The following is a 12108-nucleotide window of genomic DNA, read 5'->3' on the forward strand; positions in this document are numbered from 1 at the left end:
CTGCCGGGCCTTACACGTGCTCTGCGGCGAAGTATTTTCGTGTTGCGGTGCAGCATTGCGCGGGGCGGAATTGCCGTGTTCCGGAATGCCGGCGCGTCGATATGGGGCGGGAAGCCCATGGTGGATGGCCTGTGTGCACTGCAGCGTAAGAAATTCAGCCGGAATCCGGCCTGCAGGCCGGAGTGGACCAGAAGAAGCGGAACGCTGGCCTGAGGATAGTGCCAGGCCAGTCGGCTCTGGCGCAGATCCTCAGGCGGCGCCCACTCTCCGCTGCCGCACCACATACCCCACGCACAGCAGCAGCAGCCAGGCCGGAATCAGGTAGACCGACACGCGCAATCCCGGGGTCTGGTACATCACCCACAGGATGCCGGCCAGGAAGGCCAGGCACAGGTAGTTGGCGAAGGGGTAGAACGGGCTCGGGAACACCGTCTTGCGCCCGGCCTTGGCTTTGCGAAAGCGCAGGTGCACGATCGAGATGGTGCCCCAGTTGATGATCAGGCCGGCCACCGCCAGGCCCATCATCAATCCGAAGGCTTCGCCCGGCAGGAAATAGTTCACGTTGATGCAGATGCCGGTGGCGACCGCCGATACGCCCAGCGCCGCCAGCGGCACGCCGCTGCGGGTCAGTTTCAAGAGTGCGCGCGGTGCATTGCCTTGCGCCGCCAGGCCGTAAAGCATGCGCGTGTTGGCGTAGACGCCGCTGTTATACACCGACAGGGCGGCGGTCAGCACCACGATGTTGAGGGCAGTGGCGACGGCCGGGCTGTCGAGCGCGGCGAAGATCAGCACAAACGGGCTGCCGCCTTGCACGACTTTGGTCCATGGGAACAGCGACAGCAGGATGAAGAGGGCGCCGATGTAGAAAATAAGCACGCGCCACAAGGCCTGGTTGGTGGCGCGCGGGATCGAACGGGCCGGGTCGTCGGCTTCGGCCGCGGTGATGCCGATCAGCTCCAGGCCGCCGAAAGAAAACATGATGACGGCCATCGCCATCACCAGGCCGCCGACGCCGTTCGGGAAGAAGCCGCCGTGGCGCCACAGGTTGGCCACGCCGGCTTCCGGTCCAGCGCTGCCGCTGAGCAAAAGCCAGCTGCCGAACAGGATCATGCCGATCACGGCCACGACCTTGATCACGGCGAACCAGAATTCGAGCTCGCCGAAGGCCTTCACATTCAGGAGGCTGAAGGAATTGATGATGGCGAAAAAGATCACCGCCGACATCCATGTCGGCATTTCGGGGAACCAGTACTGCATGTAGATGCCGACCGCCGACAGTTCGGCCATGCTGACCAGGATGTACATCACCCAGTAATTCCAGCCCGCGATGAAGCCGGCCATGTGGCCGCCGTATTTGTCGGCGAAATAGGCGACGGAACCGGCGACCGGCTCGTCCACCACCAGTTCGGCGAGCTGGCGCATGATCAGGAAGGCGACCAGCCCGGCGACGCCATAGCCGAGCAGCACCGCCGGGCCGGCCATCTGGATGGTCTGGGCGATGCCGAGGAAGAGGCCGGTGCCGATGGCGCCGCCGAGCGCGATCAGCTGGATGTGGCGGCTCTTCAGGCCGCGCGTCAGTTGCCGGGCCGGTTCGGTCGAGGTGGTGGCGTGCATGGGAGTGGTGGTCGATTCGGTCATTGCCGCTGAGCCAGTGTTCAAAAGGAAATGATTCTAATCCATCCTGAGGCGTGCGGACGGCAATTTCAGGAGGCGGCCGCGCTGCGCTTCAACGGCCCTCGAGCTGGCCCAGCTTCTCGTTCAGCTGCGCGCTCGATAGCTCGCCCATGTGGCGCGTCACCAGCCGGCCCCGGGCGTCGTAGAACAGCGTGGTCGGGTAGCCCACGGCTCCCGTCGCCCGGGCGACGGCGCGCGCGGGGTCGAGCACGAGGTCTTGCAAGTCGAGCTGTTCGCTGTCGAGATAGCGCTGGACGACGGCAGCCGTCTCGCCCTGGTTGACGAAGACAAAGGCGACGCCCGGCATGGCGGCCTGGGCCGCGCGGAGCGCCGGCATTTCGCGCCGGCAGGGCGGGCACCAGGTGGCCCACAGGTTGACCACCATCGGCTTGCCGCCCGCGCGCAGCACGAGTTCGCTGCCGTCGAGGCGGCGCAGGGTGATGTCGGGAAGCGGCGCCGGCGTTGCGCCCGCGCCGAACGCGACCGTGGCGCCGGCCCAGACTACGATGCCGGCCAGCGCGGAGCTGAGGAGCGGGCGCCGCAAGCGGCCGTCGCGGCGCGCGGCGTCGGCGCCAATGGCCAGGGCCACCAGCAGCCCGGCAAAGGCGACAAAACCGCCGTCGCGGATGTCCACCACGCCCAGCGGAGCGTCGAGGTAAGTATCGACGTGCTTGAGCACAAAGGCCGCGCGCGCCGCCAGCAAGCCCCAGAACGCCATCTGCCAGAGCAGGTTAGCCGGATCGACGGCGCGGCGCCGCGCCCACCAGGCGCCCACCGCGCCGGCCGCCGCCATCGCCAGCAGCGGCGCCACGACCCGCACCGGCAAGGCCAGCGGCCCGATGGCGATGGCGTCCATGCTCAGGTGGCGCTGTTGTCCTGCACCGTGTCGCTGTCGGCCGGCTCGTTCGAGGCGGGGACCTGGGTGACGAGCAGGCGGTCGATGCGGTTGCCGTCCATGTCGACGATCTCGAAACGGTAGTCCTGCCAGGCCACGACATCGGCGGCGCGCGGGATGTAACCGAGCTGGTAGAGCATGAAGCCGGCCAGCGTGTGGTAGGCGCCGCTGTCCTCGCCGGGGAAACTCAGGTTCACTTCCATCAGGTCGCGGAAACGGTCGAGCGCCATGCCGCCGTCGAGCAGCCAGCTGCCGTCCTCGCGCTGCACCGCGTCCGGGTCGTATTGCTCGCCGATGACGGTGACGTCGCCCACCAGTGCGCTCATGACGTCGGTCAGGGTGACCATGCCCTGGATGTCGCCGTATTCGTCGACGATCAGCGCCAGCTCGGCATTGTTCTTCTTGAACAGTTCCAGCAGGGCCATTGCGCTGACGCTTTCGGGAACGTACAGGATGTCCTGGACCGCGGCTTCGATGTCGATGGCGTCGAGCGAGCCGGCGCGCACCGCCTGGGCCAGCAGGTCGCGCGTGTGGACGAAGCCGACCACGTGGGAACGGTCGCCGCGGCAGACCGGCAGGCGGCTGTAGCGGCTGCCGGCGATGCGTTCCAGGTTGTCCGTGCGCGGGTCTTCCAAATCGACGAAGGCGACGTCGACGCGTGGCGTCATCAAAGACTTCAGGTGCTGGTCGTCCAGGCGCAGGGCGCGCGAGACGATGTCGTATTCGGTTTTCTCGAACACGCCGGCGTCCGTGCTCTCCTTGATCATGCCGGTGATGTCTTCCTCGGTCGGCGCTTCTTCCTTGTGGCGGCCGATGCCCAGCAGGCGCACGATGGCCTCGGTGGTCAGGGCCAGGATCTTGACGAAGGGCGACATCACCGTCGACAGTACGCGCAGCGGCGGGGCGACGAAGGTGGCCATCGCTTCCGGGTAGGCCATCGCGATGCGCTTCGGAACGAGTTCGCCGAGGATGATCGAGGCAATCGTGATGCAGACCACCACCAGGCCGAGCGCCGCCTGGTAGGCGTAGGGCGCGATGGCGGGTACGGTTTCGAAGATCGGTTTCAGCTGCGCCACCAGCGAGGCTTCGCCGAAGGCACCGTTGAAAATGCTGATGACGGTGATGCCGACCTGCACGGTGGAGAGGAAGTTGCTGGGCTCGTCCGCCAGGTCGAGCGCGGCGCGCGCGCCGCGGCTGCCTTCCCCGGCCGCTTTTTCCAGCCGCATGCGCTTGGCCGACACCAGCGCCAGCTCGGACATTGCAAATACGCCATTCAGTAGAATCAGGAAAAGGATGATCAGGATGCTGGTCAACATGGAGTACGCAAAGGTCGGATTGGCAAGATTGTCAACATGATCGCACGCCGGGCACGCGCATCGCCGCACGACTCGCAAGTAGCGTAATTGAACAAATGCTTGTCAATATGGTCTTAACTGTGATTTCCTTCAGCTAACAAAGGAGACAGGCCCATGCAAGGAGATATCGTTTCGAGTGTGCTGTTGCCGGCTGTGCTGGCTTTCATCATGTTTTCGCTGGGGCTCGGCCTCACGCCTCCCGATTTCGCGCGCATCGCCCGCCAGCCGCGCGCCTTGCTGGTCGGGATGCTGTGCCATTTCGTGCTGTTGCCGCTGGCCTGCTTCGCCATGCTCAAGGTGGCGGGCCTGGGCGGCGCGTTCGCCGTCGGCTTCATGATCCTGGCCGCCTGCCCGACCGGTTCCACCTCGAACCTGCTGACCTATCTCGCGCGCGGCGACGTCGCCCTGGCGCTCAGCTTCACAGCGGTCGCCAGCGTGCTGACCATCTTCACGCTGCCGATCATCGTGTCGTTCTCGCTCGACTATTTCCTGCGCGCGGCACAGGCGACGCAGGTGGTCAAAGCGCCGGTCGGCGCGATGATGGGGCAGATCTTCCTGATGGTCGGCCTGCCGGTGGCGCTCGGCATGCTGCTGCGCAGCCGGCGCCCGGACTGGGCCCTGCGCATCGAACCGACAGCCACGAAAATCGCCACCGTCCTGTTCATCCTGATCGTGATCGCCGCCGCCGCCAAGAACTGGGCGCTGCTGCGCGACAATTTCGCCAGCCTGGCGCCCTTCGCCGTGGCCCTGAACGTCAGCATGCTGGTATGCGGCTTCCTGCTGGCACGCCTGGCGCGCCTGTCGCGGCGCCAGTCGATCACGCTCGGCATCGAAACGGCGGTGCAGAACGCGACGCTGGCGCTGGTCATCGCGAGCACCGTCCTGAAGCAGGAGGCGATGGCGATTCCCGGCGCGCTGTACGGCGTGCTGATGTACGCCGGCGGGCTGGTGTTCGCGTATTCGATGCGGCGTTTCGCCACCGACGATGGGGACGCGGCGGGGCCGCTGGGCGGGCCGGCAGCCAGGGCGCACTGAGGCCGGCGCCGTTCGTCGGCGAAGCCGGGCGCTTCGGGCCGAAATTTCGACGGCCCGTCGCATGACCCGGGAAACCGGGTTGGCGAAGTGCTAATGTCCGGCATCCAAACAAGAAGGAACCGACATGCGCAGCCGTATTTTCCTGATCTCGCTCGTCCTGGCCTGCGGGGCCGTCCGAGCGCAACCGGTTCAGCCGGCGCCGGTCGGCGACTTCCACCAGCACCTGTTCAGCGACGAGACGATCGCCCTGATCGGCCCCGAATCCGGCCTCAAGCCATTGGCGGCAAAGGACTTGCTGTCGCTTCTCGACGCGGCCGGCATGAGGAAGGCGGTGCTGCTGTCGACCGCCTACATGTACGGCAGCCCGAACCGCAAGGTCGAGAACGAATATGCGCGCACACGGCGCGAGAACGACTGGACCGCGGCCCAGGCGGCGCAGTTTCCGGAGCGCCTGGTGGCCCTGTGCGGGATCGCGCCGATGCGCGACTACGCGCTCGAGGAAATCCGGCGCTGCGCCGGCCACCCCGGCTTGAAGCGGGGCATCAAGATGCATCTCGGGAATTCGGACGTACAGCTCGACAATCCGGCGCACCTGGCGCGCCTGGCCGAGGTGTTTGCCGCCGCCAACGCCCGCGGCATGGCGATCGTCATCCACATGCGCACCAGCATCCGCCACAAGCGGCCCTTCGGCGCCCCGGAAGCGCGCGCCTTCCTCGACAAGGTGCTGCCGGCCGCGCCCGACGTCGCCGTGCAGGTGGCGCACATGGGCGGCACCGGGCCGGGCTTCGAGGACCCGCCGGCGCGCGAGGTGCTGGCCGAACTGGCGCAGGCGGTCGAAAGGGGCCACCCGGCCACGCGCCAGCTGTGGTTCGACGTCGCCTCGATCGCCGACCGCGACATCACGCCGGAGGCCGCGGCGCTGCTTGCGAAACGCATCCGCCAGGTTGGCGTGTCGCGGGTACTGTACGGCAGCGATTCGGCGCAGGGCGCCAACCTGCGCCCGGTGGATGCCTGGGCGGCGTTCCGGCGCCTGCCGCTGAGCGAGGCCGAGTTCGCCCGGATCGCGGCCAATGTGCCGCCCTATCTGGACGACAAGCGCAAGGACAAGCGCGACTAGGTCCGCTTATCCAGCCAGCTCCCCGATCGACCTTGCCAGCCGGGGCGGCGGCAGCTGCGAGGGCATCATCGACCAGCGGTCGAGCGCCTGGTTACCGATGCGGACCATCCCGGTGTGCTGCTTGAGGTCGGCATCGACCTGCGGATCGGCGTCGAAGAAGCCCAGCTTGCGGCGGATTGCCTCGATGTCGCGGCGGGCGCCGGTCAGGAAGGTCCAGCCGGGCCCGACGCCGTAGCGCCGGGCATAGGCCTGGAGGTCGGGCGGGCGGTCGAAGTCGGGCTGGAGCGTAAGCGAATAGAAGAAAACGTCGCGCCCCATGCGCTTGCCCAGCAGCTTTTGCACGTGCAGCAGGCTGGCCGTATTCGGCGGGCAGATGTTCGTGCAATTGGCGTACATCATGTTGAACACGACCACCTTGTTTCCCTTGACGAGATCGTCGTAAAAGCGCACGCGCTGGCCCGTGTGGGTCAGCAGCACCGGATTCGGGAAGGCGTTTTGGCTGGTACTCATTTCGACTCCTCCTTCGCTGCAGTCCTCGGCAAGACATCGAAGCGAATCATCATGGCGTGATCCTCATGGGCGTGATGGTGGCAATGCATCATGTACTTGCCGGTAAAGTCACGGAACAGGACCAGGATCTCGGCCCGGGTCCCCGGCAGCATCGGAATCGTATCCTTGCGCCCGCGCCATTCCGGCGGCGGGGCCTTGCCGTCGATCGACAGGATGCGGAAGTCGTCCAGGTGCACGTGCACCGGATGCGCCCAGCCGCCGGAGGTTTCGATACGCCAGATTTCGGGAACGTCCAGCCGCGGCGCCGCGTCCACGCGCTCGGCATTGAAGAATTTGCCGTTGATCGACCATTGCCCGTTGTTGCGCTCGAACATCCACTTGCGGCGGATGTCGACCGTCCCGGGGTCGGGCATGGGCGCGAGGGGCCGCAGGTAGGCCGGGATCACGCTGTTGTCGGCGGTGCGCGGCCCGACCTCGAAGCGCAGCATGCGGATGCCCGGATACAGCCGGTCGCCGGTGGGTTTGCGCGGGTCGTTCTGCTCGAGCCGGTTGACCAGGTAGAGCTTGGTGCCTGGCGGATACTTGGAAAAGTCGATGATGATATCGGCGCGCTCGGCCATGGCGAGCATGATTTTCTGCAGCGTCAGGGGCCGCTCGAGCAGGTTGCCGTCGCTGCCGAGGAAGGTAAAGTTGTGCACCCGATGGGCCTCGTCCGCCAGCACCATCTCGAACCAGCGCGCCATGCTGCCGTTGAGCAGGCGGAAGCGGTATTTGCGGCCTTCGACCTTGAAATAAGGCTGGACCTTGCCGTTGACGAGAAAGTGGTTGCCCAGGAAGCCTTCCGGATCGAACTGCTCGTAGACGAGGTTGCCTCCGGAATCGAATTTCTTGTCTTGCAAGAGCAGCGGAATGTCGTACTTGCCGACGCCGCTGGGCAAGCGCAGGCCCGTGTACTCGCTGCCGGAGTCGAGGGCGTCGAAGTTCAGGTAAAAGCCGGCCAGACCCCGGTAGACATTCGGGCCGGTATAGTCTTCGCGGTGGTCGTGGTACCACAGGGTATTGGTGACGTTGCGCAAGTCGCCATTCGACGGGTATTGCGGGTAATGGTGATCGTAGAAGGCGCCCGGGTAGCGCATTGCAGGGCCGGCCCTGGTGGGGCTGTAATAACAGCCTGCAAAGCCATCCGCTTCCGAGCCGACGTGACCGCTGTGCAGGTGGGTGCTGAGTTCCGGGGAGCCGAAACCGACGTGTTCCTGCGGCAGCGCATTACGCACCCGCAGCATGACCGGTTGCCCGATCCGCGCGACGAAAGTCGGGCCCGGCACCATCCCGTCATATGCCCAGACGGTTTCCTCGGGCAGGTGCATGTGGTACCTGTGGCGCGCGGTACGCGCCACCAGTTCGTACTCGCGCTGGGGCAGGAATTCCTCGTAGCGCTGGTGCGGATCGCGTCCCGCTTCGCCCGGCACCGGATAGCGCCCGGGCCGCGGATAAAGCAGGGTTGGCGCCTTGACCGGCGACACCGTCAGCGCATCGAGAAATGGCTCGAGGTAGGGCGCGGGAGGCGGCGTCGGCACGGGGGCCGTTGTCTGCGCCGTGCCCGGGGAAAGCCAGCCATATGCTGCGGTGGCGGCGCCAGCGGCGACGCTGCCTTTCAACAATTTCCTGCGGTTCGCATCGAGCCCATCGTTTGCTGGAGGAACATCCATAGCCTTCTCCTGAGAAAGTTGCGTTCTGGCCGGCCACGGGGGCCGTCCTGCCGTTCAACTTCCCCATGCTAGTTGGGAGCATGGATGTGCTACTGATGCGATCGATATGTGTGGCGGATAAAGCCGGGTCAATTCCTGTTCGGTACAAGCCGGCGTTTTCAGTGCGCGTGCCGCCTCAGGGCGTCGGCCGGAAGTTCTTGTGGATGCCGGCCCAGCAGTCGTGGTAGCCGGCCTGCAATTGCGGCGAGGCGAGCGCGTGCACCGTCGGGCACAGCACGTTCCGTGTCTCGAACATGAAGGCCATGGTGTCGGCCACCTTGCTCGGGCTGCTGGTGTCGGCATTGCTGGCTTTCTCAAAAGTCGCCGCATCCGGCCCGTGGCCGCTCATGCAGTTGTGCAGGCTGGCGCCGCCCGGAACGAAACCCTCGGCCTTGGCGTCGTAGGCGCCATGCACCAGGCCCATGAACTCGCTGGCGACATTCCGGTGGAACCAGGGTGGACGGAAGCTGTCTTCGGCGGCCAGCCAGCGCGGCGGGAAGATGACGAAGTCGAGGCTGCTGACACCCGGCGTGTCGCTTGCCGCATGCAGCACCAGGAAAATCGAAGGATCGGGGTGGTCGTAGCTGATCGTGCCGATGGTGTTGAAGTGGCGCAGGTCGTATTTATAGGGCGCGTAATTGCCGTGCCAGGCAACGACGTCGAGCGGTGAGTGCTTCAGGGGCGCGGCCCACAGCTTGCCGCAGAACTTCGCCACTAGCGTGAAATCGCCCTCGCGCTCCTCGTAGGACGCGACCGGCGTCAGGAAATCGCGCGGGTTGGCCAGTCCGTTCGAGCCGATCGGCCCAAGGTCGGGCAGGCGCAGCAGGGCGCCGAAGTTTTCGCAGATATAGCCGCGCGCCGCGCCGTCCGGCAGGCGCACCTGGAACCGGATGCCGCGCGGAATGACGGCGATTTCCTGCGGTTCCAGCGCGATTGTGCCCAGCTCGGTGGCGATTTCGAGTCGGCCCTCTTGCGGCACGATCAGCAGCTCGCCGTCGGCCGAGTAGAAAAAGCGGTCCCTCATCGATGTGTTGGCGGCGTACAGGTGCACCGCGCAGCCGCTCATCGATTCAGCCGAGCCATTCCCGGCCATGGTGACCCAGCCGTCGATGAAATCGACAGACGCGTCCGGAATCGGCAGCGGGCTCCAGCGCATCTGGTTCGGCGGCGGCGCCACCTGCGTGAAATTGCCGACGATACGGCCACTGTCGATCTGCTCGAAAGCGCCGTGCATCGCGGCGGGACGGATGCGGTACAGCCAGGAGCGCCGGTTGTGCGAGCGCGGGGCCGTGAAGGCGGTACCGGAAATCTGCTCTGCGTACAGGCCGTAGGCGACGCGCTGGGGCGAGTTGCGGTGCTGCGGCAGGGCGCCGGGCAAGGCCTCGGTGGCGAATTCGTTGCCGAAACCGGACTGGTAGCCGGCTTCCGTACCACTATTCTGGGTCATCCAAAGTCTTTCGTGAAGGCGTTTGTTGTACGTATGATTACGCGCTATTTTATCAATAAGCGTGGCCGGCGGCGGGCTGCTGGCCCAGCTGTGCTTGAGTTCGTTTTTTTGGCCCGCTTTGATCTGGCGCAAACCGGGACGCCAGCGGGCGGCGACTATTGAGCATTGCCAAATTTGCATTGGCGCCCCCATGCTCACAGGAGATCCCCATGCGACTGAAACGATCCGCGCTCGTGCTTGCCACTCTCATGCTGGGCCCGCTCAATCCGCTGGCGCTGGCCGATGAAACCTGTAACTCCCCCTACCTGTCGAACCTGATCAAGGGACAGGAGGATTACCTGTATGTGTGGACGCTGGGCGTGGCGGGCATGGGCGACGGCTCCGACAAGCTCGTCACGCTCGACGCCAATCCGAAGTCGCCGACCTTCGGCAAGGTCGTGACCCAGGTATCGGTGGGCGGGCGCGGCGAGGCCCACCATGCGGGCTTCAGCGACGACCGGCGCTTCCTCTGGGCCGGCGGACTCGACGACAGCAAGATTTATATCTTCGACATCCACACCGACCCCGCCAAACCGCGGCTGGTCAATACCATCAGCGATTTCGCCAAACGCTCCGGGCTCGTCGGCCCGCACACCTTTTATGCATTGCCCGGAAGGATGCTGATCGGGGCGCTGTCGAACGCCAGGGATGGCGGCGGCAAGACCGGCATGGCCTTGTACAACAACAAGGGCGAGTTCATCCGCAGCTACGACATGCCTACAAGCAAAGGCGGCGACGGCTACGGCTATGACCTGGCGGTGAATCCATCCCGCAACACCATGCTCAGTTCGAGTTTCACCGGCAAGCAGAACTACATGCGGCCGCTGGGCAGCCTGATCGAGGACCAGGGCGCAATGAAGCAGTTCGGCAACACGATGGTGGTCTGGAACCTGAAGACGATGCAGCCCGAGCAGGTGCTGAGCGTGCCCGGCGCACCGCTCGAGATCCGCTGGTCGTTGGGAGGCGGCGACGACTGGGCCATGACCGCCACCGCGCTCACCTCCAGGCTGTGGCTGGTCAAGCGCGACGGCAAGGGCGGCTGGCAAGCCAGGGATGTCGGCGCCATCGGCGACCCGGCCAAAACGCCTTTGCCGGTCGATATCTCGATGCGGGCCGACGGCAAGGGTCTCTGGGTCAACACCTTTATGGATGGCACGACCCGGTATTTCGATATCAGCAAGCCGGAAGCGCCGCGCCAGACCTATGCCAAAAAGACCGGTGCCCAGGTCAACATGATTTCGCAAAGCTGGGATGGCAAGCGCATCTATGTGAGCTCGTCGCTGCTGGCCAACTGGGACAAGGGCGGCGCCGACAACGAGCAGTTCGTGAAGCTGTTCGCCTGGGACGGCAAGCAGTTGAGCGAACGCTGGCAAGTCGATTTCTACAAGCTGAAACTCGGGCGGCCGCACCATATGAAGCTGGGGGCGAAGACCGGGCAGCAGGCGGCCTATGGCGGGCCGGCGGCGCAGGTGGCGGCGCGGTGAAACCAGCGCTTACGGCCGCCTGGCTGGTGCTGGTGCTGGTGCTGGCGGCAGGCGGCGGGAACGCCGCCGGGGCCGGCGCGCCAGCGGTCCCGGCGCTCGCCTTTGTGCCGCCCGCGGCCGGCAGTTACCGGCTCGAGCGGATCATGCAGGCGCCCGACGGGCTCGTGCTCGACAGCGATGGCAAGCTGCGCCGCCTGTCGCAATTCACCCGTGGCAAGGTCACGCTGTTCTCCTTCATCTATACCTATTGCACCGATTCCAAAGCCTGCCCGCTGGCCTATGCCACGCTGCACAGCCTGAAGGACACCATCGAGCGCACGCCCGGTTTGCACGGCAAGGTGCGTTTCGTCAGCATGAGCTTCGACCCGGTCCACGACACGCCGGCGGCGATGCGCAGCTACGGCGGGCGCGAGGCGAGGGAAGGGCGCGGCCTGGAATGGCGTTTCCTCACCACCCGCAACGGCCGCGATCTGGCGCCGCTGCTCGACGGCTTCGGCCAGGATGTCTCGGTGGCGGCCAGCGCGCCGGGCCAGCGCGTGCCGGTGCTGAGCCATATGCTGAAGGTCTACCTGCTCGACGCCGGCGGCCAGGTGCGCGAAATCTATTCGACCTCCTACCTGCATCCGGCCGTGCTGCTGAACGATATCGGGACGCTGCTGCGCGAGCGGACCCGGCCCGGCCCGCAGCGCTGATCTCCCATCCCTGGCTCGGCCAGTGCCGATTCGACATCATGTAAAGAAGAGCAAGACGGCCAACTGGCGTATCATTGCCGTCGTTGACGCCGCCCGTGCCTGATCAAGCCAT

10 protein-coding genes are annotated in these 12108 nt (G+C 65.7%); 4 read left to right on the plus strand and 6 right to left on the minus strand.

The features are described from left to right. Positions 1–249 precede the first annotated feature (249 nt). From AC56KZ_RS00425 to AC56KZ_RS00435, 3 genes are all read right to left on the minus strand, one after another. Positions 250–1614 carry an amino acid permease gene (locus AC56KZ_RS00425; RefSeq protein ID WP_497161189.1) on the minus strand — a complete coding sequence of 455 codons (1365 nt, stop codon included), beginning with the start codon at positions 1612–1614 and terminating at the stop codon, positions 250–252. A 112-nt stretch (positions 1615–1726) separates the two neighbouring features. Then, complete coding sequence (locus tag AC56KZ_RS00430; RefSeq protein ID WP_497160161.1) at positions 1727–2530, minus strand: TlpA family protein disulfide reductase; 804 nt, start codon at positions 2528–2530, stop codon at positions 1727–1729. 2 nt (positions 2531–2532) lie between these two features. Further along, a complete protein-coding gene (locus AC56KZ_RS00435; protein ID WP_497160162.1) occupies positions 2533–3885 on the minus strand; it encodes a hemolysin family protein in 1353 nt (450 codons plus the stop codon). Positions 3886–4038: 153 nt separating this feature from the next. Here AC56KZ_RS00435 and AC56KZ_RS00440 point away from each other — a divergent pair, with 153 nt between their 5' ends. Continuing rightward, a complete protein-coding gene (locus AC56KZ_RS00440; protein WP_497160163.1) occupies positions 4039–4959 on the plus strand; it encodes a bile acid:sodium symporter family protein in 921 nt (306 codons plus the stop codon). 124 nt (positions 4960–5083) lie between these two features. After that, complete coding sequence (locus AC56KZ_RS00445) at positions 5084–6076, plus strand: amidohydrolase family protein (protein ID WP_497160164.1); 993 nt, start codon at positions 5084–5086, stop codon at positions 6074–6076. A gap of 6 nt (positions 6077–6082) precedes the next feature. Here the strand turns inward: AC56KZ_RS00445 and AC56KZ_RS00450 are convergent, their stop codons facing one another. The 3 genes from AC56KZ_RS00450 to hmgA all read right to left on the minus strand — a co-directional run bounded on the left by AC56KZ_RS00450 (position 6083) and on the right by hmgA (position 9781). Next, a complete protein-coding gene (locus AC56KZ_RS00450) occupies positions 6083–6586 on the minus strand; it encodes an SCO family protein (RefSeq protein WP_497160165.1) in 504 nt (167 codons plus the stop codon). Then, positions 6583–8295 carry a multicopper oxidase family protein gene (locus AC56KZ_RS00455; RefSeq protein WP_497160166.1) on the minus strand — a complete coding sequence of 571 codons (1713 nt, stop codon included), beginning with the start codon at positions 8293–8295 and terminating at the stop codon, positions 6583–6585. The genes AC56KZ_RS00450 and AC56KZ_RS00455 overlap by 4 nt, the downstream gene beginning before the upstream one ends. Before the next feature lie 175 nt (positions 8296–8470). Then, the gene (gene hmgA, locus AC56KZ_RS00460; protein ID WP_497160167.1) at positions 8471–9781 is read right to left on the minus strand and encodes a homogentisate 1,2-dioxygenase; all 1311 of its coding nucleotides are present in this window, start codon (positions 9779–9781) and stop codon (positions 8471–8473) included. A gap of 209 nt (positions 9782–9990) precedes the next feature. Between hmgA and mtoX the strand changes: the two genes are divergently transcribed. Together mtoX and AC56KZ_RS00470 are read left to right on the plus strand one after the other, a co-directional pair. Further along, positions 9991–11304: a methanethiol oxidase gene (mtoX, locus tag AC56KZ_RS00465; RefSeq protein WP_497160168.1), complete on the plus strand. Its 1314-nt coding sequence runs from the start codon at positions 9991–9993 to the stop codon at positions 11302–11304. After that, entirely contained in the window at positions 11301–11996 is a 696-nt protein-coding gene (locus tag AC56KZ_RS00470) for an SCO family protein (protein WP_497160169.1), read from the plus strand. The genes mtoX and AC56KZ_RS00470 overlap by 4 nt, the downstream gene beginning before the upstream one ends. The last annotated feature ends 112 nt before the right edge of the window (positions 11997–12108 follow it).

Source organism: Telluria sp. LT2P34, from assembly GCF_059685915.1.